The sequence below is a fragment of the Bacillus hominis genome (assembly GCF_030348325.1).
GTDB lineage: Bacteria > Bacillota > Bacilli > Bacillales > Bacillaceae_G > Bacillus_A > Bacillus_A hominis.
Genome location: NZ_JAUCFS010000005.1, coordinates 4,978,978 through 5,004,954, shown reverse-complemented (window position 1 = coordinate 5,004,954; position 25,977 = coordinate 4,978,978). Strand labels below are relative to the sequence as shown.

The window sequence follows — 25,977 nt, the reverse complement described above, 5'->3', positions numbered from 1 at the left end:
ATTCTATGCCATACTGTAAGAAGAATATACAATTGGGGTGAAATAATGGCTATAAATGAAAAGAAGGAATTAGCTACATTTGCTGGTGGGTGTTTCTGGTGCATGGTTTCGCCGTTTGAAGAGATGGAAGGGATTATACAGGTTGTTTCAGGCTATACAGGTGGCCATAAAGAGAATCCAACGTATAAAGAAGTGTGCTCGGAAACAACTGGGCATTATGAAGCAGTACAAATTACATTTGATGCAAATAAAATGCCGTATGAAGAGTTGTTAAATATATATTGGAGACAAATTGACCCGACTGATATGGGGGGGCAATTCCACGACCGTGGACAGTCTTATGAAACGGTGATTTTTTATCATAATGAAGAACAACATAAAAGGGCAGAGGTTTCAAAAGAAGAGCTTGAGAAGAGTGGGCATTTTTCGAAGCCGATTGCTACAAAAATATTACCAGCTACTACGTTTTATCTGGCTGAAGAATATCATCAAGGCTATCATAAGAAAAACACATTCCGCTATGAGTTATACCGTAAAGGATCAGGGCGAGATGCTTTTATTAAACAGCATTGGCCAAAGAATAATGCTCATTTAAAAGAAAGATTAAACGAGATGCAGTTTTATGTAACACAGGAAAATGGAACTGAACCGCCTTTTCAAAATGAATATTGGAATCATAAAGAAGAAGGACTTTATGTAGATATTGTTTCGGGTGAACCATTATTTACTTCTTTCGATAAGTTCGATAGCGGCTGTGGATGGCCAAGTTTTACGAAACCAGTTATGTCAGCTAGTGTGAAAGAAAAAATGGATGTTAGCCATAATATGACGCGTACGGAAGTGAGAAGTAAGGAAGGAGATTCACATCTAGGGCATGTATTTCCAGACGGACCAGGACCAAACGGCCTTCGTTATTGTATTAATTCAGCAGCGCTACGCTTTATTCAAAAAGAAGATCTAGAAAAAGAAGGATATGGTGATTTTCTAATACTGTTCGGAAATAAAAAATAACCTCGCAATTCGCGAGGTTATTTTTTTATTTTACTTTTTTTTTTTTAAATTTGCTTAGTGCTTCATAAACGATTGGAACAATAAGAAGTGTTAATAACGTTGAACTTGTTAATCCACCAATTACGGTTACGCCAAGTCCTTTAGAAATTAAGCCGCTACCTTCAAATCCTAATGCAAGCGGGATAAGAGCCCCGATTGTTGCAATAGCAGTCATTAAAATAGGACGCAAGCGTGTTGTACCAGCTTCTAATAATGCTTCACGTGTTGATAGGCCGTCATTTTCTTTATGAATAACACGGTCAATAAGCACGATTGCGTTCGTTACAACGATACCAATTAGCATAAGAGCCCCAATCATCGCAGATACACTTAACGTTTCGCCAGAGATTAATAAGGCAACGAGTGCACCAATGATTGTGAATGGTAGCGAGAATAAAATTGCGAATGGTGCAAGGGCACCGCCAAATGTAACAACAAGAACGAAGTATACAATGGCAATCGCAGCTAACATCGCTAATCCAAGTTGCTTAAATGATTCTTGAATATCTTGTGTAACACCGCCCATAGAAACATCTACACCAGAAGGAAGATCCATTTTATCCACTTCTTTTTGGACTGCAGAAGATGCTTTTGAAACGTCATCAGATGTTAATTTCGCACTCACTTCTGCATAAACTCTGCCATCTCGATGTGTTACTGTGTTAGAAGTTTCACCTTCTTTTACAGTCATAACATCTTTAACAGCAACTTCATTACCAAGTGGTGTTGTAATTTTACGATTTGTTAAGTCATCGATCGTTTCATAGTTTTGTTTTTCAGTTTCTACATATACATTTATATCTTTACTGTCTTTTTTAATTGTTGTTAGAACAGGGCGGTCATGTTGACTCGAAAGTCCCATTCCAATTTGAGCGGCAGTTAGCCCCATTTTACTTAACTTTTCTTGATCTGCGACTAAAGTGTATTCTGCATATGTTTTCGCAATACTAGAGTCTACGTCTTTTAAGTCTTTATTTTTCTTCATGATATTTTGAATGTCTTTAACGACAGGTTTGATTTCTTCAGAGCTATCTCCATAAACGTATAGCTTAATTTCGTTACTACCGCCACTTGCTCCGAAATCTTGGTTTTTCCATTCGCCTTTTCCAGACATCTTTTGTAAATCTTTAACGACTTGTTCTTTCTCTTTTTCAAAGTTTTTCGTATCGTTATCATATTGAACGAAGAACATAGCTTGATTTGATTGACCAGGGCTCATTGGATTTTCTCCGCCTAATGAGAACTGAATTGTTTTTACATCTTTTTTATCCTGGAAGTGCTTCTCAGCCTTCGTTGCAATTTTTTCAACGTCTTCTAACGTTTGACCTGGCTCTGGATTGTACGTTGTAATAATCATTTTTTCTTCTTCAGATGGTAAGAAGCTTACACCGATAATTGGTACAAGTGCAAGGCTACCCACTAAAAGAAGAATAGCGATACTTGATGTAATAATTTTGTGATTTAAAGCCCATTCAAGTATACGTTTATAACCGTTTGCTAATTTACTTGGTTTTTCTTCATGATGTACCTCTTTTTCTCGCATGCTCTCTTTCTTGAATAAGGAGTGAGCTAGCATAGGTACGATTGTAATTGCTACTAGTAATGATGCTAATAAAGCAAAGACAATAGTTAAAGCGAATGGTAAGAACATTTCACCAATCATACCTTTTACAAGTCCAAGCGGTAAAAATACAGCGATTGTTACAATTGTAGAAGACATAATTGGGATAAACATTTCTTTCGTAGCTTCACGAATTAAATCTTTCCCGCGTAGTTTTTCTTCTGATAACGACATACGTCGATAAATATTTTCAATAACAACAATGGAGTCATCGACGACACGTCCGATAGCGACTGTCATTGCTCCAAGTGTCATAATGTTAAGCGTAATATCCATTTGTTTTATTACTAAAACTGCGATTAATAAAGAAAGTGGTATAGAAACGACAGAGATTAGAGTTGTTCGAATGTTTCGCAGGAACAACATAATAATAACAATCGCAAAGATAGCACCGAAAATAGCTTTGCTAAGCATTGTTTCGACTGATTTTTCAATAGGTGCACCTTGATCAAATGTTGAAATAATCTCTAAGTCTTTATATTTTTTCTCAAGGTCTTTTACTTTATCTTTAACTGCATTTACAACATCAACTGTATTCGCATCAGCAGCCTTCACAATTTGAATTCCGATTGCTTCTTTTCCATTTGTTCGAGAAATAGACTCTGCTTTTCCGACTTCTTTAATATCAGCAATTTCTTCTAATGTAACCGTTGGTATGCCGTTCATAGCGGCTGGATTCATCTGTGGTGTTTGTGTTCCAGCACCAGCGTTTTGATTACCTTGACCATTCGGTGATGAAGGGATAGCTGGAATTTTTAATTCTTTTAATGCTTTAATTGTTGTAATGTTACCATCTACAACCACTGATTTTTCTGTATCTTTAAATGTATATAAGCCAAGTGGTAACGATACGTCCGAACCTTTAATAATATTTTTTACGGTATCTTCACTTAAACCTAATTCTTTCATCTTATCTTTTTTGAAGACAAGCTGTACTTCGTCTACTTGTTGACCTGCGATTTGAACAGATGCGACACCATCAAGTCCTTTTAATCCAGGAACAACGTTTTTTTCTACATTTTCTGTTAAGGCAGCTAAAGATTCATTTTTACTCGCTACGCTTAATGAAATAACAGGAAAGGCATTAAAGTTTACTCGTGAGACTTTCGGGTCTTTCACACCTTCTGGCAGTTTCACGTTTGCGAGCGCTTCTTTAATTTCCGTTTCGGCTTTTTCCATATTTTTATCAAAATCATATTCTACCTGAATAGAAGATGCGTTTTGAAAAGATGAAGAACTAACAACGTTTACACCGCTTAAATTTTGCAGCTGCTCTTCCATTGGCTTTGAAATTTTATCAGCTACTTCTTCTGGTGTAGCACCAGGATAAACCGTAGTTACTGTTACAATAGGCGTTGTAATATCAGGAATTGTTTCTAACTTCATGTTCATCCCAGAATAAATGCCTGCAATGGTAACAATAATGGTTAGTAGCCAAACCGCGAACTTATTTTTTAACGAGAAATTAATGAGTTTGTTCATGTTTGCGCTCCCTTTTTATTGTATTGACCAACTGGTCAGTCTAATACATAATATAACTGACTGATTGGTCAATCGTCAATGAAAAGAGATGGTATAATAAAGTGAAACTTTAATCAGTGGGGGTTTTGTTTATCCCTCGCTGATTATTAGCCTTCACCAATCGGGCGTTTACGGGCAGCAGGGCTCCCACTTAACTTCTTTGCCCGAGCTGAATTTTGAGGTGGGAGTTTTACTGACCGTTAATGCGGGATAAAGTTAAACTGTGAGGAACGAGATTTGTTACTATTCCTTACTGAAGCATTATCTTTTATTAATCGAGATTCTATATAGATAGTAGGCCCACAAATACCTATTTTGTCCCGCTAAATTTTTGGGTAGGGGTTTTGCTACTTGCTAATATAAGATTAAATTGAATTTTAATTTACATAAGATGCGAAATTAAGTTTAGGAGAGAAGATATGAAAGAAAAAGAGCGCTTAATTATAGAGATGGCTATGAAGTTATTTGCGACTAAGGGTGTGAATGCAACGTCAGTACAAGAAATCGTCACAGCTTGTGGTATATCAAAAGGGGCTTTTTATTTGTATTTTAAATCGAAAGATGAGCTTTTATTAGCGACACTTCGATATTATTATGACAAAATCCAAAAGAAAATGTTGGATATTGAAAAAGAGTCGTTATTACCACGTGAAAAATTTGAAAAACAATTATATTTCCAGTTTACTGATGTGCAAAAGCATAAAGAATTTATTATTATGCATGCAAGAGAAAATGCCATTCCATTTAATAAAGAAGTAGAAGAGTTTATGGTGCGGATGAAGTTAGAATCTCATGCATTTTATCGGAATAGCCTACTGTCTATTTATGGTGAAAAGGTCAGTCCATATTTATTAGATTTGGTAATTATGGTGGAAGGGATATGCCACGGTTATTTACAATTAATTATTTTAAATGAACCGGAAATTAATTTCTCTCATGTTGCTTCATTTATTTTAAAAAGAGTAGACGATTTAGTAGAAGGGCTTCTAGAATCTTCGGAGGAGCCTGTTTTAAATGAAGAAAAGATTGGGGAGTTTTTTTGTAGCTCAGAGCTTATTAAAGAACAGGTGAAAGAGCATTTTTTAAATGAAATTATTATACTAAAACGAACATTAGCAGACCAACTGGAAAATGATGAGGTTTTAGTCACTTTAGATGTTTTAGAATCTGAAATGAGAGTTCAAAATCCGAGGATCCCAGTTATTCGAGGGATGTTAGCGAATTTGGAAGCGTATAATGATTTGAATGATTTTAGATTGGGGTTAGCCCGATATTACTATATAAATTGAGACTGTAAACAGTAGGATTCTAATCCCACTGTTTACAGTGTAAAATAAGTTTTTATTTTACATTTTGAAATTTATACATGTCACCATAAACGTTGGTGTCATTGTATATAAACAATACAATATCTGCATTTTGTTCTTCTATTTGCTGCTTCACACTTTTTCCTTGAGTGTAACGAGGATCAATAAAAGTTGTTTTAGCAAAATTACGTGCAAATAAAGGATATGTAGCATCAGCATACGAATCTTTTAAGATAACGATGTGTAAATCGTTGTCTGCCTTTTCATTAATGATGTTTATTTCAGGGAAATCAGTCTGATAAACACTAGCATATCCAGGGGCAGGAATATTTTTTTCTTTTCCGTAAAACTGAGCCATAGATTCCTTAGCAGTATCATCTTTAATAGCACCATAGTAAACCGTGTAGTCGTCCCAAGATTCACCGGAATTGTAGTGGACATATGGAATTTGTACAGATGAAGTATCAATTAAGCGGTACAATTGATTATTCCAGCTACCAACAAACTTTCCTTTCGGTTTTTCCCAGTTAATGGTGTAGTCGTCTTTCTTTATTGGTTGTCCTTTATATTTGTTTGAATGAGAATTAATAAAATTCATCGTATCCTCATACGCATAAAAGGCACCTTCCATATTCCAATGATGGTCTGTAGTTAAATACATTCGTTCTAGTTCTTTGTTAGTAAATCTTTCTTTAAACATGGGTAATACATCAATAATAGGGAATTGCGTTTCTGCCAATTTCTCAGCAAGGTGATCTCTAAGTATTTGTTCGTACCCAAGATTTAGGTAAGAAGGAAGCTTATATTGTAACGCTGTTTGCTTACTAGGAACTAAAGAAAAATAAAACTCTGTTTGTGGAAAATCTTTTTTCAAAGTGTTTAATTCATGAACCCCAGCATCAACATCGTTTAAATGATTTTCCATATTAGGTCTATTAAAAATAAATTGATCGTTTGTAACATGAATGTTGTTTACGAATGTTCGATTCATAGACAGTTGGAACTTTATATAACTTTCAAGAAAGAAATCTCTAGGTCCAATATGATCTGTAAAATGTGTTTCGGTACCTTTAAATAATTCTCCAGTTTTTATAGTGGAAGCATTTACAGCAGGTCTAATTGCTAAGTTTCTGTTCTCAAATTCAGAAAATGTCTTTTTATCTATAAGAATAACTTTTGCTGTCCAAATACCCACTCCAAAAATAACTGTAAGAAACCCCATTATTAAAGTGAGGTTTTGAAATTTTTTCATAGTGAACCTCCTTTAAAAACGGAAATAAATAAATGGATTATAAGTTGCATTTGTTAGGAATACTAAAACAATGACTAAAATACTTAAATAATATATTGGCGATAAAACAGCAAATCTTTTTGTTGATAACACTTTTTGTAACCATGGAAATACGGGCGCTGCAGTAATAATAGCTAATAGGAAAATGCCCCAATAATTCATTACATAGAAATAACTATTAATATCTGTTAACGGACCGTTAAATCCGAACATGGATTTTAAAAATTCAAGGCAATAACTGAAATTATCTGCGCGGAAAAATACCCATCCAATAATAACTAAAAACATAACGTAAATATGTTGGAGAGGACTCCATAATTTTTGAAGTAGGTTTTCAAGTCCTGCTTTTTCAAATGCAATTAGCATTCCATAATAAATACCCCAAACCATAAAGGTCCAACTGGCACCATGCCAAAAACCAGTTAATCCCCATACGATGAAGAGGTTACGATAAACTTTCCAAGTTGTAACGCGATTTCCTCCAAGAGGAATATAGACATAATCGCGGAACCAAGAACCGAGCGAAATATGCCAACGACGCCAAAATTCAGAAATGGATTTTGAGATATATGGATAATTAAAGTTTTCTAGAAAATCAAATCCAAACATCTTTCCTAATCCAATTGCCATGTCACTATATCCAGAAAAATCAAAGTAAATTTGTAGTGTATAGGCAATGGCTCCCATCCAAGCTAATGATACACTCATATCAGAAGGATTCATTGCGAAAATCTCATCAGCTATAGCACCCAATTGGTTAGCAATTAAAACTTTTTTCCCTAAACCAATAATAAAACGGCGAACTCCTTCAGAGAATTTTTCGGCATCAACAGTTCGCTGGTGTAATTGGTGAGAAATTGTATTATAACGAACAATTGGTCCTGCTACTAATTGTGGAAATACAGTAAAGTATAAAGCCAAATCAAAGATATTTCGTTGAGCATCGACTTTTTTCTTATAAATGTCGATAATATAACTCATCGCATGGAACGTGAAAAATGAAATACCAATTGGTAAAGGTATTTTTTCAAGAATAATATTGGTATGGAAGATAGAATTAATATTATCCACTAAAAAGTTTGCGTATTTAAAATATCCTAAAATAGCTGTGTTCATTACAATTGCAAACGTTAATAATAGTTTTCTTTGCCCATTTGTGAAGCGACTATTCCCTAACAAGATACCAAACCAATAGTTAACAAAGATAGAGAACAGCATTAGGAAAACATAAATGGGTTCGCCCCAAGCATAAAATACTAAACTAAAAAATAATAAAACTATATTTTGTAGTTCTTTGCGTACAGCATAATAAATTAAGAGTACAGCGGGTAAAAATAAACATAAAAAGACAAGGTTACTAAATACCATTTCAATTAATTCCTTTCCTATTTTACTTAAATGATACCAAAATTCTCTTTGTAATGTAAGATTAGAAAGTTTAGGATATTATTTACATTTTTAATTTCTTTATATTGTGAGAGGTTCTCGTAAGTGGTGAGAGAGAAAAAAATCATTGTTTATAAAAAAAGGCCGTCCCTAAATATCTTTTAGGAACGGTCCTTTTTTACTGACATGAAATAATTTAGTTGTTTTTTTCTGCCCACTCTTCAACATTCCAAACTTTTGTTATCCAGTCTTCATAGAAGTCGGGTTCGTGACATACAAGAAGAATTGTCCCCTTATATGCTTTCATAGCTTTTTTAAGTTCTTCTTTTGCTGTAACATCAAGGTGGTTCGTTGGCTCATCGAATAGTAGCCAGTTACTTTCTTCACCCATTAGTTTACATAAGCGAACTTTTGCTTGTTCCCCACCACTTAATTGATTTAATGGGCGAGAAATATGTTCATTTTTCAATCCACATTTCGCTAACATTGCACGAATTTGATGTTGGTCCATGCTAGGGAATGTGTTCCAGACGTCATCAATTGGTGTTATATTATCAGCTTTAACTTCTTGCTCGAAGTATGCAGGCTCTAAGAAGTCACCAAGGCTCGTTTTACCGCTTAAAGGTTTATTTTTTCCTAAAATCGTTTTTAGTAATGTTGATTTACCAACACCATTACATCCAACGATGGCAATTTTTTCACCGCGTTCAATTGTCATTGTTAGTTTTGGTAGTAATGCGTGTGTATATCCGATTTCTACATCTTCACCTTCAAAGACGAAACGGCTACTCGCACGACATTCTTTAAATGAGAATTCTGGCTTAATTGCCGTTTCAGGACGATCAATAAGCTCCATGCGATCAAGCTGTTTTTGACGACTCTTTGCACGACCTGTAGTTGAATAACGAGCTTTGTTCTTCGCAATGAAGTCCTCTTGCTTTTTAATAAACTCGCGCTGCTTTTCATAAGCGTTTATATGTTGATTTTTATTGATTTCTGCTAGTTCTAGGAATTTTTCGTATGTCGCTGTATAGCGCGTCATCTTCGTGAATTCTAGATGGAAAATAACATCAACACATTTATTCATAAATTCCGTATCATGGGAAATTAATAAGAATGCATGCGGGTATTCTTTTAAATAATTCGATAACCAATTAATGTGTTCAACGTCTAGATAGTTGGTAGGCTCATCGAGTAATAACACTTCTGGTTGTTCAAGTAATAGTTTAGCAAGTAATACTTTTGTACGTTGTCCACCACTTAGTGCTGAAACATCACGATCTAAACCGATTGCATCAATTCCAAGACCACGTGCTGCTTCTTCTATTTTCATATCTAGTAAATAGAAACCGCCTGCTTCCAGAGCATCTTGTATTTCGGCCATCTGCTCAAGAAGGTCCTCTAATTCTTCTGGTGTAGCTGTTCCCATTTTTTCTGTAACTTCATTTAACGCGTTTTCTTTTTCAAATAAAGGTAAAAATGCGTCTGCTAATACATCACGGATTGTACGACCAGGTGTTAAAATTGTATGCTGGTCTAAGTAACCGTAATGTGTACCTGGTGTCCACTCTACACGACCTTGGTCGTGAATAAGTTGACCAGTAATAACATTCATAAATGTTGATTTACCAACACCATTTGCACCGACTAATCCAACGTGCTCACCTGCTAGTAATCGCATAGATACATCTTTAAATAATGTACGATCACCAAATGTATGTCCTAATTTTTCGACTGTTAATAAGCTCATAGTATCCTCCGTCCAACTTGAAATAGTACCTTGAATCATGATACTAAATTCTTTCATATAATGCTATCATTTCAAAATGTATATTTTTTCAAGAATTATGTTGCATTAATTTTTTGAAAATATATAATATAATTGAACAGTGGTTAATTAAAGGTGTGAGGTATGGAATATGTCACCAAGGAAAGCAGTTAAGCAAGAACTAACAAGAGAAATGATTATGAATGTAGCAAGGGATTTATTCATAGCACAAGGATATCAACATACTTCAATGCGCAAAATTGCAACGGAACTTGGATATAGTCATGGTTCGATCTATTATCATTTTAAAAATAAAGCAGAGCTATTTTACGCAATGGCAGAACAAGATTTTCAGTTGTTAAATAAAAAATTAGATGAAATATGTAATCAAAAATTACCGAGAGAAGAACAATTAAGAGCAGTTTTATTCGGCTTTATTGAATTCGGCCTACGAAATCAGAGTCATTACGAAATCATGTTTTTAATTAAAGATGATGAGTTAAAAGAGTGTTTGGCGGATAGTCCGAATGTTAGTTATGAAAAATTTGCGAGCGTCATCTCTTCTTTATGCGATGCAAAAATAAATGCGATGTTAATATGGTCTGTCTTTTTATCATTACATGGGTTTGTAGCACATTATTGCAGGAGTGGTCAAACGTTTGAAGAACTACAAGGTTTAGCTAAGGTGCATGTAGAGTTTATTTCAAAATCGCTTCTTATGTAAGTGATTTTCTTTTTACTATTAATTGAACAGTGGTTAATTAATTTAAGGGGGAATTGTAATGAAAAAAGCTTTAGTACTAGGGGCATCTGGTTCAATGGGATATGCCATCGTAAAAGAGTTATGTAACCGAGGAATTCACGTAGTCGCTTTTGCAAGGAATAAAGAGAAGTTAGATTTATTATTTTCTGATGAGGAAAATGTGGAAGTCGTAGCGGGAGATGTATTTATACAAGAGGATATGATGAGTGCTGCTAAAGATGTTGATGTTGTATTTCACGCTGTAAATATTCCATATTCGGAGTGGGAGAAGCAGCAAGCAAAGTTATTAACAAATATATTAGAGGTAACGAAATATTATGGTATCAAGTTAGGGATAGTTGATAATATTTATGCGTATGGAAAGCAGGGTCGAGAGCTCGTAAAAGAAGATGCTGAAAAGAGACCACATACAAAAAAGGGGAAAATTCGTTTGCAGCTTGAAGAGGTGGCAAAAGAATCCAATGTACAAATGTTTATTGCTCATTTCCCGGACTTTTACGGTCCCAAAGCAGAAAGTACACTTGTCCATCATACATTAAAGGGGGTACTTGAAAATAAAACGTCTAGCTTTGTAGGAGATAAAAGGATTGCGCGTGAATACATTTTTACACCAGATGGTGCAAAAGCGATGGTTGAATTGGCATTACACGATAAAGCATATGGCCAAAATTGGAATATACCAGGATGTGGCGTAATTACAGGAGAAGAAATGATTCAACATATGAGAGAATTAGCAGGATATAAAAAATCAATAATAACGGTAAATAAGTGGGTCGTTAAGCTACTAGGATTATTTGATAAACAAATGAAGGAATTTGTGGAGATGTTATATTTAGTAGAAAAACCAGTTATATTAAGTGGTGAAAAATATGAAGAGTATATAGGAGAAATTCCTAAAACACCTTATTACGAGGGGATAAGAGAAACTATTGAGTATATGGGTAAAATGAAACATTAACTAATTGGAATGCCTGCAAATAGTGGAGAATAATACTAAAAAAAGTTACTTCTATTTACAGAAGTAACTTTTTTACTAAGCTTTTTGTTTTACTTTACTAACTTTTTTCTCTGCTACAATGAAATGTGGTCTACGCTTTGTTTCGTAATAAATACGACCGATGTATTCACCGATAACTCCTAGGAAAATGAGTTGAATACCACCGATAAATAATATGGCAGAAATTAATGTAAAGTATCCTGGTACATCGACGCCGCTAACGGTAATTTGAATAAATGTAGTGATTACATATAAAACAGCTAAAAGCGTTGTTAATAATCCAAGGTATATAGATAATCGCAATGGTTTATTGTTAAACGAAATTACACCATCTATCCCGTAATTTAATAACTTAGAGAAAGTCCATTTACTTTCTCCGTCAGAACGTAATACATTTTCGTATTCAATAATTTGTTCTTTGAAACCAATCCAAGAAAATAAACCTTTTGAAAAACGATTGTATTCAGTTAGAGATAGTAATGAATCGACTGCACTTCTACTTAAAAGTCTAAAATCACCGATGCCATCTACTAGCTCAATATCAACGAATTTATTCATGACTTTATAATATAAGCGAGAAACGAAAGAGCGTACTGGTGAATCACCTGTTCTAGTTCGCTTTGCAATTACTTGATCATAGCCGTTATTATAGCCGTCTAACATATCTTTTATTAGTTCAGGTGGATGTTGTAAATCAGCATCCATAATAACCACAGCGTCGCCTGTAGCGTACTTTAGACCGGCAAGCATAGCAGCTTCTTTTCCAAAATTCCTACTAAATGATATATAATGCACATTTGAGTCTGAATCGGCTAGCTCACGTAGAATCTCTAATGTATTATCTTTACTTCCATCATTGACGAAAACAAATTCATAATCAGTAGTTAGCTTATGAATTTCAAGAGAAGTCTCTGAATAGAAAGCTCTGAGTACCTTCTCCTCATTGTAACAAGGTACTACTATTGAAAGGGTCATGTTAGGACCTCCTTAGGTGTAATTTTAAACTGAGCATGAAGTAAAAGTTGAAGCAATTATCTTCAACTTTTACTTCAATTTATTTTACTAACTTTTTTTAAAACGACTTTTAAATCTTGTATATCGATCCTTATCTCCAAGAACTAGAAGCGAGATACAAATGATAAATGAAATGATAGAAATAACGAGACCCATTTTGAAATAAGGTGTGACGTATTTCATTTCAACTACATGCTGCCCTTTTGAAATAGGAACACCAATAAAGGAAGAATTAGCCTTCGTAAACTCAGTTTCTTTACCGTCAACCTGTATTGACCATCCTTTACTATATGGTACAGATAAATATAGTAATCCATCTTTAGTAGAATTAATATTACCTTTTAAGTAGTTACCTTTATAGTAAATATTTTGTAGGCTATTTTCTTTTAAAGTATTCACTTTTTTCGGGACAGTTTTATAGTTGGTACTGTTGATTTGTAAGTCTTTAAACTCATATTGACCAGGAGTAGTGATAGAAATGATTAGCTCAGTTGGCTTCGCATCTTTTCCTAAATTGTAAACAAATCTTTCTAACGGGTAAGCGTAAGCTCCATCTTCATTACCTTTTATCATAGATTTGTCATTCACATTAACTCCAAATGATTCCTTATTTACATTTCTAATTTTAATTTCAACAAGGAGATCACCTAACATATCGGTATTATCAACAGGTACTATTATACGCCCATTTTCATGAACAGTAAGTATGTCTTTCTCTTTCTCTATATTTTCCAACTTAATTTTATTTGGATTAATCTTAATTTGTTTTGAATCTAGCTGTTTTGTATTAAATTGTTTTAAAGGAAGACTTCCAACGTTATCTACAACTACAGCATCTAATAAAAGTTGATCTCTCTCGGCGAAATTAAGTTTTGAAAATTCTTCATCACTTATACCAGCTTCGTATACATAGCCTAATGGTAGTGCAAATTCGTTTTTATAAATGTTGTAAGGACCTACTTGTTGTAAATACGTATAACCATACGGAATATCAGTTTTAGTAGCACCTTCACTTAATACATAATATTTTACCCCTAGCATGTTCTCAAGGAATAGTCGTTTATCTAACTGGAAGAACATAGATGGACTATCATATCCTTGAAAAACATTGTACTTATTTTTCATAAAGTCATGAACATCATGATTGACTAAGCTTTGATAAGTACTTGTACCATGATAACCTTGCAGCATCGGTGTATTCTTATAATTATTGTTTGGATTGATAATTCGATAAAAATCTTTATCTTGATTTTGAATATAACGAATTGCGTCAATTTCATCCTTATTATCGAGACCTGGCCCATGTAATGATTCTTTTGTTGCGCCTGCTTGATTAAAGTGTTTACTAAGAGCTGTATCTGAATAGACGTAATTAATACATATTACATTGACCAGTACATTTAATATAATGAAAGATTGTAAGACTACTTTTGATAAATAGCGCCATAGTAATATTGTAATAATAGATAAAGCAGTAGTACCAATTAAAATGTTATCAATCGTTTCTAATGGTTGTTCGTTTATGTTTACTTTTCTATAGAATGCGTAAATAAATAGTGCTGTCGCTAGCAAAGGACCTATTAAATAGTTGACCTTCTTTTTGTGAAGTAGCATCCAATCTAAAATGTAAGCTGAAGTTTGGGCAACCACAAATGCAAATAGGTAAAACCATCTGTATTGCATAGCAGAAAAACCATTAAATACGGAATACGTATATGGAATCATATACAGAACTAACATAAACCCTGTAAAGAGTAACTTATTTGTGACAAGTTTATTGCGTATTAGAAGCGCGCTAGTAATAAGGAAGAGGATGAAAACTGGGAATGCGAGCTGATAATCCTCTGTATTATTAATGAAAAAGATACTTTCCATTAAGTTTTTATAAAACGTATCTTCAAAAAATAACGGAACAGTAAATTTTGTAGCTAGTCGATCTGAACTAAATACGCCATTTACAGATGGTATAAAGCAAACAGCAGCTAAACCTAGTGATAAGGAATATAGGAAAGCAATTCTAATATAATAAGTTAGAAATGTTTTTATCGTTTTGTTTTGCTGTGTAGCGAAATATTGGAAAAAGGCATAAATATAGATGAAAATGCTAGTAATGAAAGCGAAATAGAAATTTGATGCAAGCATAAGCGCTGTTGCAAACAGGAATAATCCCTTTTTTCGCTCTAAAATATATTTATCCAGTCCCCATATTACTAAAGGTAGAAACACTATAGCATCTGCCATGAAGTCCCATAATAAAGAATGGCGAATAAAAGTCACACATCCCCCATATATAATGGCAGAAATGAAAGAAGAAAAAATAGTTTTATTATGATAACGTAAAGAGCCATACATGAATAACATCGCTAATGTACTTTTTAAAATACTCATATATAGCTTCATCTCAAAGATTTGGTCAAAATTTAGTTTAGGAAGAAGGAGCGTAAGCCAGAAAAATGGGGCTGTACTATAGTAATAACTAAATTCTCCGAATAAATCTCCACCTAAGCCATAATCCCAAGACCAAAACAAATTCCCATCCTTAAATGCATGTTGTAAAAGGAATGTAAAAAAGCTGAATTGTGATAATGCATCTCCCGTACTAGAAAATACACTGTCTGATTTTAGGAAAAAGTAATGAAAAGCAAATGCACATATTATTAATAATGGAATGATAATAAGTGTGCTTTTAGTAAAAAAGGTTCTTTTATTTACTTCTGAAGTCATTAAATGAATAAGCCTCCTCAATACAGTTATTCAGATTTAAACCACATTCTCCATATTTAGATATTGTTTTATAATGAAAAAAAACTATGGATGAATCGGCGATTTTTAATGATAGTAATAAAGTTTTCAGTTGTACAATTCATGGTGTGGCAAGTTAATATTTGTATAGAAGATTAACTGCGAATTGCTTTAATACTAGGTGTTGTACATCTAGGGTTGTTCGTTTCCAAGTATAATCATTCCAGAAAGGCAAGTCAATTTAAGATAAAGATTGAAAATAGGGTTAATTCTAAGTAAGAAGATAAAAATAAAAACTTCAAATTTAATTTGAAGTTTTTATTTTTATTTATTTTCTAACTAGCTTTTTATTTATAAATCCTAAAATCAATCCGCGTATTTGAGGATCGATGGCAAGACCGATAATGCCGTACAATATACCAGTAAATGTTAAAGCTATTAGTGGCGGTAAGTTAATTAATGTTGTGCGGTATATTGCGTAACTGATTATAAATGCTAGGCTATTAAATATTATTCCTTTGAATAGTAATGAAAAGCCTTTACGAACGAATAAAGTAAATCCGATTAATAATGTAATCTCGGTAATGATAGCAGCTGCCGCAGCTCCCATCATTCCAAATTGGCTACCTAATGCGATGTAACTTATGATAGCGACAGCTAACCCAATCCCCATCGTTGTAGCACGCTTCCACTGTTGACCAATTGTCGTTAAATTATCAGCAAGTGGATAGTTGATAGATTGTAAAATGACCATAAAGGCTAAAATTGCAAGAGCGTCACCAGCTGGGGCATACTCTTCACCTAATAAAGTAACAATCCAAAAGCTTGGATCGGCGATAAATGGGATAGAAATCCCCATTCCTAAGAAAGACATAAGCTTTAATTCGAACAGAGATAGTTTTCTATGTTCATCAATATTCTTTTCATTTCCAAAAGCAAATAACTTTGGATAAAAGGCTGCTGCAATTACACCGGGTATTTGATAAAGTACAGCGGGTATTTTCGATGCAGCTCCAAAGAATCCAACTTGCTCGTACGTTGAAACTTTTTCTAATATAATAGGCCCTAACTGTGGTAAGAGCATAATGATAATGCCATTGATTGTGAAAATAAGCAGTTGATCTAAAATACCTTTGTCCCAGCCTTTATGAACCGTTGTATGGCGGAGTACCATTATGAAGGCGATGACTCCTGTTACAAGACTAGAAATCCCGTACATGGCAGCGACCATCATAAGTGACCATTTAAATGACATTCCTAGTAGAAGCGCAGCTGCGGCTGTTACACCTTGTATTACAGAAATAATCGCTGTAAATTGCATACGTTCTGTTACTTGGAAGTAAGCCATACCAACACCTTGTAAAGTTGCTCCAAACATGGTCGGCAGTACAACCCAATATACCATGGCACGTAAGTAAGCATCAGCATAGAAGAACTGAGCGAAAATAGCGAAGAGCACAGAGATTACGATGGCTAATACTAAACGAATGCGTAAATAGCTACTGATTAGTACACTAATGTTAGCATCACTTCTTGTTCCTTCACGCATAAATGTATGTGTCAAACCTGCATCTGTAAAGTAACAAATAACAGCGGAAACTGCTAACGCAGTTGTAAACATACCATACTCACCTGGTGAAACATATCGTGCAAAGAAAATGGTCGCAATAGCAAGTACAAATCGAACAGTAATATTTCCTACAAATAGGTAGGAAGCGTTTTTAAGGATTTTATTTGTTTTCATGGAAAAAGACCTTTCTATTCTTTAGGACGCGCTTCGTCCTATTTGTAAATTTGATTTGTTTACGGAAAGAATGTTTAGAAGCTTATTTTTTATTTAAGAAAACATAAACTTGATTCGCACAAACCAAAGCATCGCGTATAACTTCTTGCTTCGTTTTCCATTTTTCGAATAAATTTTGCGACAATATTTCTTTATATCGCTTTTGATTAATTGAACTTGTGATTTATCTAATTTAGAGTTGCCCTTAATGTATATACAAGCGTTATTAATGACTGTATATGGGAATAGGTAAGTTTCAAGGATTTCAAGAAGTTCTGTAGAATCATTCACGATTAAGTCTTTTGATTTATTATGAACCCAATCCTTCATTCGATTAAATACTTCTAATTCTTTTGCTGTTTTTAATTCATAATCTTTATACTTTGAAGAAAGATTTCCTTCTGATAAGATTCGGTAATATGTCAAATATTCATCTACATAGCATACGTTTGTTACACTCATTAATTTAAATAGAAATTCTAAATCTTCTCCCCAGCTACATCCTGGTGTGAAACGAATATTATGCTCCATCACGATAGATCTTTTGAAAATCCAAGTACTTGTTTGAGCAACAACTTGATGCGTTAAGAAAGGTTTTGTCATATCACCTTTAATAAAGTTTGTCGTGTGCTCAACTTTTTCTCCAGTCTCTTCGTAAAAGTTCATATAGCCACAATAACAAGCATTCATATTGTTTTTATGCATGCTTTCAACTTGTTTTTCTATTTTTGTTGGATGCCATAAATCATCACTATCAAGAAAAGCAATATATTCTCCGCTAGCATTTTCAATTCCTGTATTACGAGCAACAGAAACGCCTTGATTTTCTTGAGGGACGTATTTTATTTGTCCTGGATATTTTTGCTCAAGATTTTTTACGATAGAAGATGATTGATCTTTACTCCCATCATCTACAATTACAATTTCAATATGTTTATATGTTTGATTTAGTATCGATTCCATCGTTTCTTCAATATATTTTTCCGCATTATACAGCGGGATAACAACTGAAACGATTTGTTTTTGTTCCATCATATAATTTTTATCTCCTCAAATTTTTTATGTTGCACACTATATATAGGCCTTGTCAAAGGAAGAAGATTACAAGAACATCTGTATAAGTTTACCGCATATAAACTTTGTAAATCAACTCTATGTATTTTATATGAAAAGCGTGTAAACAAATGCTTCATATAAAAAACCTTCCTTTTTGATTAGAAAAAAGGAAGGTAAATCATTTATTAAATACTCCAAGGTTTATTCAAAGTTAACACTTCAGCCATTTCTTTACTCTTCAAACGTCCTTTTTTTCTATTTTCTGCACGATCTGAACCAGTTGTATGTAGCCAATGTTCTTCCTCTGTTTCAGGAATTACTTGTGGTACAGATGAAGGTTTTCCGTCTTTTAATGCGACAAATGTAATGAAACAAGTTGCGGCCATTCTACGCTCGCCTGCTAGTAGATCCTCTGCAATTACTTTTACGAAAACTTCCATTGAAGACTTTCCTGTATAACATACGAATGCTTCATAACAAACAGAATCTGCCTGGTGAATTGGAGTTAAAAAATCAACGGAATCGATAGATGCTGTTACGCAATGTTTGCGGCTATGTCTTGCAGCTGCAATTGAAGCGATACTATCAATTTCTGCTAATAATTTCCCACCGAAAAGTGTTTGGTGATTATTTAAATCGTTAGGAAAAACACGTGTTGTTTTAATTGCTTTTGATTCTCGCATGAATTTCTTTTCCATATATTCATCCCCTATTTTCTGTTTTCAATCAGAGTGACATGTGTAAGTGGAGTACTCATATTAGATATTTAATGAAGTAAAGTGTTCCAAAAGAGGATTATCCCGCTATTTGCGGGCTAATAGTCAGTGGAGGATGAACAAAACCCCCGCGGATTAAAGTTTCACTTTATTGAAATTTCTGTATTTGTATTCATGTAACTGAAAGAAAATTTATCGTATATAAAATGTAGTGTAAAAGAGGATTCGCTTACATTGCAAGTGAAAAAGTAATGACTATGTATTTGTCATAGAAATTCCCTATTAACCTTGTGCCTATTCATGATAGAATCGTTTTGTTATGAATGGAAATAGAGGTGCAATGGACATATGAATCATATACAAACAAATTTTTCGTCTTTCTTCAGTAAAATAACGATAGGTGCGATGTTCGCATTTTTTGTCTATAGTTGTTGGTCGGCTTTTGAAACAAGTAAGCAATTTTTTGAGGGAAGTACAACAAGTATAACAATCGTATTGGTGATTTTTGTTATTCTTATTTTGTTAGTAGCATCAATTTTGCAATATCGTTTTACAGATAAACAATTTCTTGTTTTTCTAATAAGCATATCTATAGTTGTAAGACTTATCACAGTTCTATTTGTAGATAGTCCAATGATAGGTGATATGAAAGCTATGTATGATTCTGCAAAGCAGATTGCAATTGGCAATAATATAGAGAATGTAGCACAGTTACCTTTTATTATTTATGAATCAATCATCATTCGTATATTTGGTGATACGGTATTCGCTTTACAACTATTTAATATTTTATTTTGTACAGGAACTGCATTTTTCATTTATCGCATCGCGTCAACGGTCTTTGGGGAAGAGTGTGGTCGTATTGCATCAATGTTTTACGCTTTATATATTCCAAATATATTTATGAGTTCTGTATTAACGGCGGAATCACTCGCAATATTTTTATTTTATTGTGCTTGTTACATATTTTTATATAAGGGATTAGATCATCCTTATATGTGGGTAATTTCAGCCATTTTATTTGCGTTTAGCAATATGATTTTCCCAATGGGGTTATTTTTACCTATTTTTATAGCTGTATATGTGTTGTCAATTGAATTATTTCGATCAGCAACGAAACAAAAATTACTATTAAAAATGATAGGAATACTTATTCTGTTTTATAGTACTCATTTTAGTGTGAGCTATGGTATCAAGATGATGGGAATGTCACAGTATACGATTTCTAATCAGACTTATGTTCAATCTGTTTTAATTGGAAAAAGTCAAAATGAAGAAAAACCACCCAAAAATCAAAGTGTAAAAGAGCACATTGATCAAGAGTTAAAAGAAATGGAAGTAGAAAGATTTAAACTGTTAAAACCAGTTATTAACCAACTTTCAGATGAGGGAATAAATTCTATTATTTTTAAATGTGAAAAGCTTATATATATAGTGGTGACATTATTTATGGCCATAGCTTTATTACATTTTCTAATTAAGAAACAGCAAAGTGAAGGATATATGTTGTTTGTATTATTAATTACCGGGTATGTATCGTTAAGGCTCTTTCAAGTAGATATAGCATATTATAATATTGTTATGCCAGCTTTGTTTATTTTACAAAGCTTTGGTGTTTATATAAGTTATTTTTATTGCCAAAAAATATTTTTCAGAAAATAAAAGAATCCATTTCGGATTCTTTTTTTGTAGATGGATGATAAGGATGAATACAAAGTGGAGAGGAAGAATCTCCACTTTGTATCGATTTGCCTTATCGGTTTAGTTCTAGTTGTAAATTATCCGCTGTTAAGGCCATTTTCGAGGAATCGTCTTGAATACTCTTCATTACTTGTGAGATAGTTTCTAATTCATTTTCAATTTTTTTATTTTGTTCTTTAGAGTTAGACATATCTTTTACGATTTCTTGGAAATATTGGTCTGTCGCATGCATACTATCTGTCCCTTCAGATACGAGAGAGCTAATTTGTTCCACGGAAGAAGAGACGTGGATAATTTGTTCATTAGTTTTTTCAACGAGTTTTGTAACGTTGAAAATTGATTCTTTCGTTTGCTCCGATAACTTTCGAATTTCTCCCGCTACGACTGAAAAACCTTTACCAAATTCGCCAGCACGTGCAGACTCAATAGCAGCATTTAATGCTAGTAAATTTGTTTGCTCGGCGATTGATTTTACAATATCGATGATTTCGTTAATTTTGTTAGAAATATCAAGAAGTTCACGAGTATCAGTAATAATAGTTTCCATATTCGTTTGGATGCTTTCCATTCGTTTGTTTTGCAAATTTAATTGTTCTTTTCCTTTGTTGGCCTTTTCTTCTGATGTCGTAGCTAATGATGTACCTGTTTTTGCAATTCCTACGATACTTTCGGATTTAGATGTTAACTGTTGAATAGAAGAGCTTGTTTTTTCAGATACTGCCGCTAGTTCTGTTGCAATATGTGTAATCGTCATAGCTGTCAGTTCTTTTTCTTTTTCATGTTCTTTTTGGATTCTTTCATATTCGGATTCATAAGCTGCAATAACAAGTTCTTGCTCTAATGCGAATAATTTATTTATTACGTTTATAGAATAAGAAAAATCGTCTATCGTTGAAATTTTCGTTTGCAAAATCTTCATGACAGAGCGGAATAATTCTTGATAAGCAGCAGTATACCATTTTCTATGTAAACCAATTTGTACGTGCCTTTTTGCAATTCTAACACGTTGTTCAATAAAATCTTCATTCATATTCCCGCTGAACAATTCTTTAATATGTGTCTTTAAAGTTTGTTTTAATTTTGGAATAGAGCTGTAGCGTTCAATAACAGTAATTAAATTAGGTTGTTTTGTGATGTTGGTGTAGAATTTTTCTGTTATCCAATCTATTTCCTCATAAATAAATGGCTGTAACACTTTTACAATTTGTAAATCTTCCTTTGAAATATGTAGCATATCCATTTGAGTTTTTAGTTCAGAATTAGCAGGCACGTTAAATATTATTTGTTGGCCTTTGCTTAATTCGATTATACTGGTGTTTGTTTTATTTTTTTTTAAAACCCCAAGCATCATTCTTCCCCCTGTTTATAAAACGTTTTCATTTTTTTATTCTAATGTAATTATATATTTTTATATGCAATTACTCTATAGTATGTGGAATTGTATATAAATTAAGAGAATTCTATGTAGAATTCTCTTAATGGCCTTTATTAATTTTTGCATGTGTTTTAAAGAAAACGGGGAAATGTACATTATATATTACGGTGACTACACGAATAACGAATGTTATTAATAAACAAACATAGAAAGCTAATACGTGTGCCCCCATTGCATGTGTAATTAGGAAACTAACTGCTCCTAAAATAGAAGCAATTGCATATATTTCTTTTCGGAATACATAAGGGATATCTTGAGCGCAAATGTCGCGTAAAATACCGCCCCCAATACCTGTAATAACTCCCATTGAAACGACTAAAAACGAGGCGTCAACGTGATGTGACATTGCCGCATTTGCACCAATAGCTGTAAATACACCTAAACCAACAGCATCAGAAAGCATAATAACAACTTGAAGTTTATTAATGCGCTCAAAAAACATACATGTGAATAATGCTGATAGTACACTTACGAAAAAGTAAATGGGTTTTACAAATGCGACAGGAGGCAGGTTACCAATCATAATATCACGAATAATACCGCCGCCGAGCGCAGTAGCTACAGCTAAACAAAGGACACCAAATAAATCTAAATCTTTTTTCAAACCAACTAATGTACCAGAAATGGCAGCGGCGATAATGCCAAGAAACGTAAATATATCGATTAATAACATGGCTTTAATTCCTTCCTCCTAAAGATGTTCCAGAGAAAAAATATACACTAAAGTTTTGGAAATAACAATTACTTTTCGCTACATGTAGAAAAATGGATGAAATAGCTAAAGAAAGCGTTTGAAAATGCTTGATAATTAGCAATAAAGTAGAGCGAAAAAGTGTGGAAAGATTAATTGTATAGTTTTTTGATGTAGCTTAGTTGGAGGGATGGTACAATAAGAGAAGTCCGCTTTATACATTTGTATAAAATGATAAAAAAATATTTTTGTACGTTCGAAAATACGTGCATATGTGTTAGATAGTTTTTATAGGGATAGGGAAGGATAGCTAAAGGACAGTATTTTCGGTTACTAATAATGCTGGATTTGACTAGTTTCGGCATGAAAAATAGTTCTCAATTTAAATATGAGTTATGTTATAATTGCTAGGTGTGTTTAAACAGTAGAAAACTATGATTAAAAGATAATGTAAAGATTTTGTATGGAGGTCTTGGAATGTTAGCAAATCAAGCTAGGGTTAGATTTGAGCATTTTTTGCTCTTTTTTATTATTTTACAGCCTGTTTTAGATTTATTAACGTCTCTTAGCATCGTTTTATTAAAGTCAAATGCCACTGTTGGAATTTTGGTAAGATTTCTTATTATGGCTGTTGGTGGTATTTACATTTTAATTCAGGCAAAAGAGAAGGAAAATAGGAAGTTTTTAATTTACTTAATATTATTAGCAGTAGTTTTAGGGATAGGGTTTATTAATAATGCACTAGTTAAGAATCCTATTGTACTTGGTGAAGAAGTTAAGTTTGTTGCGAAGGCATTATATATATATATCATGCTAGGATCATACATTTTAGCTTTAAAATCATTGAAAAAGACAGTGAATATTAGTGACAAAGTCAGAAATAGTATTGTGTATTCAACATTAATCATTAACGCTATTATGGTTATTTCTATTTCGACATCTACAGACTTTGGTAGTTATCAATGGATGAAGGTTGGTTCCCGAGGATGGTTCTATGCAGGTAATGAACTAGGGTCAATCTTAGCTATTATTTTCCCTATTGTGGTACTATATTCTATTCAAAAAACAAAGAGCGTGAAACACGTTTTATATTGGATTCCATCGCTGTTAATGATTTACTCTTTAATTCAAGTTGGTACGAAAGTAGGGATGGGCTCAATTGGTGCTACGTTAGCTGCAGCAATAGGGGTCATCGTACTACAATTACTATTTGATAGAAAAAATCCAAACAAAAAGTCTCTTGTACTTAATGGGTTAATTGCTGTCATCTTGTTAGCTGGTGTTGTCGGAACGTTTAAAATGACGCCATTAGCACAAAATATGGGTATTCATAACAACTATTTATCAGAACAAAACGTAGCACAGCAAGGTCAAAAAGAAAAAGAAATTAAAGAGAAAATTCAAAAAGAAGAAAAACAACATAAAGTTGAAAAGCCAGAAGAAAAGGCGAAGGTAGAAGCGGAAGTTAAGAAAGAAATTGAGAAAGAGCAAAAGAAAGAAAATCAAGAAAATCTTATTTTCAGCGGACGTCAAGTATATGAAGAGAGACATAAGCAATTCTTTAAAGAAGCGCCAACGTCACAAAAATTATTAGGAATGGGTTATGCAGGTAACTTTAAGTATAATGAACAAAAAGAGCCAGATCCGAAGTTAATTGAAATGGACTTCCATGATTGGTTTTATGATTTCGGAATTATTGGCTTTGCATTACTAATGATTCCATTTATTTATTACGGCTTAAGAATTCTGCTAGCATTTATTACAAGATTTAAAGAGATATTTAATATAAAATATGGAATGATTACAGCAAGCTTAGTATTAGCACTAGGTATTGCATATATTGCAGGACATATTTTGACGGCACCAGGAGTTGGGATTTACTTTGTAGTGTTGTTAGCGTATCTAATTGTAGACTTAGAAATTGAATGATAAAAATAAAAGCTAACTTTTGTTAGCTTTTATTTTTTAGTACAGTAAAATAAAGATAGATGGAAATGTAGCGAGGATTTAAAGGAGGAAAAAATATGAGGATATTGCATATGAATGCAGGAGCAGAAGATGGGGGAGGAAAAACACATATTATTTCACTTCTCGATCAGTTCCCAACTGGTGAAGTAGAATTAGCAGTATTTGAAGATGGAATTGTTGCGAAAGAAGCAAGAGAGCTAGGGATAAAAGTTCATGTGTTTTCACAAAAATCTCGCTATGATTTATCCATTTTAAAGAACATAAGTGAATTCATTAATAAAGAAGAATTTGATGTAGTTCATACACACGGTCCTAGGGCGAATTTCTTTGTTTCTCTAATGAAGAAGAAATTCGCGGCAAAATGGGTAACGACAATTCATAGTGATCCATTTCAAGACTTTACTAAACAAGGCTTAAAAGGCTGGATTTTCACTAAGTTAAATTTGAAAGCTTTAAAAAATATAGATTTATTTTTTGTTGTAACGAATAGGTTGAAAAAAAGCTTAGCAGCATTAGGTATTTCAAATGAAAAGATGCATGTTATTTATAACGGGATTGAATATGATCAGGAAAAAGCAGATGGCTATAATAAAAAGGAAATGTTTAATATTGATGAAGATGTGTTTACGGCAATCCAAGTAGCACGTCTGCATCCTGTTAAAGGACATGAAGTTTTATTCGATGCGTTACAACAAACAAAATTGGAGAAAATTAAAGTGTTATTAGTTGGTGACGGGCCGTTAGAAGGAGAACTAAAGGCATTAGCTACTGAAAAAGGGATTAATGATAAAGTTGAATTTTTAGGGCACCGTCAAGATGTGAAACAATTATTTGCTTCATCACATGTCAATTTGTTAACTTCCCATAGCGAAGGATTTCCATTAGTTTTATTAGAAGCGGCAAATCAACGTGTACCATCAATTGTGACTAGAGCAGGAGAAATCGAACCGTTAATTGCAGATGAAACTTATGGGTGGATTGTGCCAACCGGTGATGGCAAAGCATTGGCATCGGCATTAGAAGAGGCGTATGATAAGTGGAAAACTGGAGAGTTAGCAGTAATGGGTAAGCATATTTATGAGCATGCTACTATGAACTTCTCACTTCAAAAATTATATGAAGATACGAAAGAAACATATAAGCAATTAATAGCCAAAAACCTTTAAT

18 protein-coding genes and 2 pseudogenes are annotated in these 25,977 nt (G+C 33.4%); 8 read left to right on the top strand and 12 right to left on the bottom strand.

The window, feature by feature from the left end; all coding sequences use genetic code 11:
* Nucleotides 1-45: 45 nt before the first annotated feature.
* Both msrA and msrB read left to right on the top strand, forming a co-directional pair.
* Nucleotides 46-570, top strand: a pseudogene (gene msrA / locus QUF93_RS28530) (peptide-methionine (S)-S-oxide reductase MsrA); the annotation flags it as partial.
* Complete coding sequence (gene msrB / locus QUF93_RS28525) at nucleotides 559-1,011, top strand: peptide-methionine (R)-S-oxide reductase MsrB (RefSeq protein ID WP_289361027.1); 453 nt, start codon at nucleotides 559-561, stop codon at nucleotides 1,009-1,011. The pseudogene msrA and the gene msrB, both read left to right, overlap by 12 nt.
* 25 nt (nucleotides 1,012-1,036) lie before the next feature.
* Here the strand turns inward: msrB and QUF93_RS28520 are convergent, their stop codons facing one another.
* Entirely contained in the window at nucleotides 1,037-4,153 is a 3,117-nt protein-coding gene (locus QUF93_RS28520; RefSeq protein ID WP_289360926.1) for an efflux RND transporter permease subunit, read from the bottom strand.
* Nucleotides 4,154-4,611: 458 nt separating this feature from the next.
* Between QUF93_RS28520 and QUF93_RS28515 the strand changes: the two genes are divergently transcribed.
* Nucleotides 4,612-5,481 (top strand): TetR/AcrR family transcriptional regulator, encoded by an 870-nt coding sequence (locus QUF93_RS28515; RefSeq protein ID WP_289360925.1) that lies wholly within the window; start codon nucleotides 4,612-4,614, stop codon nucleotides 5,479-5,481.
* A gap of 52 nt (nucleotides 5,482-5,533) precedes the next feature.
* On the opposite strand, the gene QUF93_RS28510 is transcribed toward QUF93_RS28515, so the two are convergent.
* The 3 genes from QUF93_RS28510 to QUF93_RS28500 all read right to left on the bottom strand — a co-directional run bounded on the left by QUF93_RS28510 (nucleotide 5,534) and on the right by QUF93_RS28500 (nucleotide 9,983).
* Nucleotides 5,534-6,751, bottom strand: a complete 1,218-nt coding sequence (locus tag QUF93_RS28510; RefSeq protein ID WP_289360924.1) for an alginate O-acetyltransferase AlgX-related protein — start codon at nucleotides 6,749-6,751, stop codon at nucleotides 5,534-5,536.
* 12 nt (nucleotides 6,752-6,763) lie between these two features.
* Nucleotides 6,764-8,158: an MBOAT family O-acyltransferase gene (locus QUF93_RS28505; RefSeq protein WP_289360923.1), complete on the bottom strand. Its 1,395-nt coding sequence runs from the start codon at nucleotides 8,156-8,158 to the stop codon at nucleotides 6,764-6,766.
* A 214-nt stretch (nucleotides 8,159-8,372) separates the two neighbouring features.
* A complete protein-coding gene (locus QUF93_RS28500) occupies nucleotides 8,373-9,983 on the bottom strand; it encodes an ABC-F family ATP-binding cassette domain-containing protein (protein ID WP_289360922.1) in 1,611 nt (536 codons plus the stop codon).
* Between the two features lie 112 nt (nucleotides 9,984-10,095).
* Here QUF93_RS28500 and QUF93_RS28495 point away from each other — a divergent pair, with 112 nt between their 5' ends.
* Both QUF93_RS28495 and QUF93_RS28490 read left to right on the top strand, forming a co-directional pair.
* Nucleotides 10,096-10,668 (top strand): TetR/AcrR family transcriptional regulator, encoded by a 573-nt coding sequence (locus QUF93_RS28495; protein ID WP_289360921.1) that lies wholly within the window; start codon nucleotides 10,096-10,098, stop codon nucleotides 10,666-10,668.
* A 58-nt stretch (nucleotides 10,669-10,726) separates the two neighbouring features.
* Nucleotides 10,727-11,665: an SDR family NAD(P)-dependent oxidoreductase gene (locus QUF93_RS28490; protein WP_289360920.1), complete on the top strand. Its 939-nt coding sequence runs from the start codon at nucleotides 10,727-10,729 to the stop codon at nucleotides 11,663-11,665.
* A gap of 75 nt (nucleotides 11,666-11,740) precedes the next feature.
* Here QUF93_RS28490 and QUF93_RS28485 read toward each other — a convergent pair whose 3' ends face one another.
* The 5 genes from QUF93_RS28485 to QUF93_RS28465 all read right to left on the bottom strand — a co-directional run bounded on the left by QUF93_RS28485 (nucleotide 11,741) and on the right by QUF93_RS28465 (nucleotide 18,997).
* A complete protein-coding gene (locus tag QUF93_RS28485) occupies nucleotides 11,741-12,679 on the bottom strand; it encodes a glycosyltransferase family 2 protein (protein ID WP_289360919.1) in 939 nt (312 codons plus the stop codon).
* 87 nt (nucleotides 12,680-12,766) lie between these two features.
* Nucleotides 12,767-15,442: a YfhO family protein gene (locus QUF93_RS28480; RefSeq protein WP_289360918.1), complete on the bottom strand. Its 2,676-nt coding sequence runs from the start codon at nucleotides 15,440-15,442 to the stop codon at nucleotides 12,767-12,769.
* A 346-nt stretch (nucleotides 15,443-15,788) separates the two neighbouring features.
* Entirely contained in the window at nucleotides 15,789-17,204 is a 1,416-nt protein-coding gene (locus tag QUF93_RS28475; RefSeq protein ID WP_212934657.1) for an oligosaccharide flippase family protein, read from the bottom strand.
* A 93-nt stretch (nucleotides 17,205-17,297) separates the two neighbouring features.
* A complete protein-coding gene (locus tag QUF93_RS28470; protein WP_289360917.1) occupies nucleotides 17,298-18,278 on the bottom strand; it encodes a glycosyltransferase family 2 protein in 981 nt (326 codons plus the stop codon).
* A 206-nt stretch (nucleotides 18,279-18,484) separates the two neighbouring features.
* Entirely contained in the window at nucleotides 18,485-18,997 is a 513-nt protein-coding gene (locus QUF93_RS28465; protein WP_002123645.1) for an acyl-CoA thioesterase, read from the bottom strand.
* A gap of 366 nt (nucleotides 18,998-19,363) precedes the next feature.
* Here QUF93_RS28465 and QUF93_RS28460 point away from each other — a divergent pair, with 366 nt between their 5' ends.
* Nucleotides 19,364-20,677, top strand: coding sequence for an ArnT family glycosyltransferase (locus tag QUF93_RS28460; RefSeq protein WP_289360916.1), 1,314 nt, complete (start codon nucleotides 19,364-19,366; stop codon nucleotides 20,675-20,677).
* Between the two features lie 91 nt (nucleotides 20,678-20,768).
* Here QUF93_RS28460 and QUF93_RS29105 read toward each other — a convergent pair whose 3' ends face one another.
* The 3 genes and pseudogenes from QUF93_RS29105 to QUF93_RS28450 form a co-directional block, all read right to left on the bottom strand.
* A complete protein-coding gene (locus QUF93_RS29105) occupies nucleotides 20,769-21,575 on the bottom strand; it encodes a methyl-accepting chemotaxis protein (RefSeq protein ID WP_434476100.1) in 807 nt (268 codons plus the stop codon).
* Nucleotides 21,570-21,950: pseudogene (locus tag QUF93_RS29100) on the bottom strand (protoglobin family protein); the annotation flags it as partial. The pseudogene QUF93_RS29100 and the gene QUF93_RS29105, both read right to left, overlap by 6 nt.
* Before the next feature lie 241 nt (nucleotides 21,951-22,191).
* Nucleotides 22,192-22,824 carry a trimeric intracellular cation channel family protein gene (locus QUF93_RS28450; protein ID WP_000924380.1) on the bottom strand — a complete coding sequence of 211 codons (633 nt, stop codon included), beginning with the start codon at nucleotides 22,822-22,824 and terminating at the stop codon, nucleotides 22,192-22,194.
* Nucleotides 22,825-23,319: 495 nt separating this feature from the next.
* Between QUF93_RS28450 and QUF93_RS28445 the strand changes: the two genes are divergently transcribed.
* Both QUF93_RS28445 and QUF93_RS28440 read left to right on the top strand, forming a co-directional pair.
* On the top strand, nucleotides 23,320-24,771 hold the full coding sequence (locus QUF93_RS28445) for an O-antigen ligase family protein (protein WP_289360914.1): 1,452 nt from the start codon (nucleotides 23,320-23,322) through the stop codon (nucleotides 24,769-24,771).
* Between the two features lie 95 nt (nucleotides 24,772-24,866).
* Nucleotides 24,867-25,976, top strand: coding sequence for a glycosyltransferase family 4 protein (locus QUF93_RS28440; protein WP_289360912.1), 1,110 nt, complete (start codon nucleotides 24,867-24,869; stop codon nucleotides 25,974-25,976).
* The last annotated feature ends 1 nt before the right edge of the window (nucleotide 25,977 follow it).